The sequence below is a fragment of the Lampropedia puyangensis genome, from assembly GCF_004833285.1.
GTDB lineage: Bacteria > Pseudomonadota > Gammaproteobacteria > Burkholderiales > Burkholderiaceae_C > Lampropedia > Lampropedia puyangensis.
On sequence record NZ_STFG01000075.1, the window covers coordinates 1 to 317 of the forward strand.

A 317-nucleotide genomic window follows, 5' to 3' on the forward strand; every position below is an offset into this window, starting at 1 on the left:
AGTAAGCGAACAACGATTGCACGATTTTATCCACTATTTCAAGAATACTATTTGGAATTGCAAGAGTTCCTTCAACAAAATTTCTCAAAGCTAGTAAATCACTATTCAAATCAGGAATAGAATCTTTACCGGCATATTCTCCAATTTTATTATGAAGTGCTCCAGCTTTCTCAAAAAAAATATTTATAAATTCCTGCAAAACAACAAACATATTAGAATTATCAGTATAATTTGTAACTTCAGAAATGAATTTTACATCAGAATTACTAATAATATTACCGTTAAAATTACCAGAAGAAGTATTAGAACAATTATCT

At 27.8% G+C, this 317-nt stretch carries 1 protein-coding gene; it reads right to left on the reverse strand.

The genetic code is table 11. From position 1 onward, the window contains the following. Positions 1 to 317: hypothetical protein (locus E9531_RS17605; RefSeq protein WP_158291844.1), on the reverse strand; the 317-nt coding region annotated here is incomplete at both ends.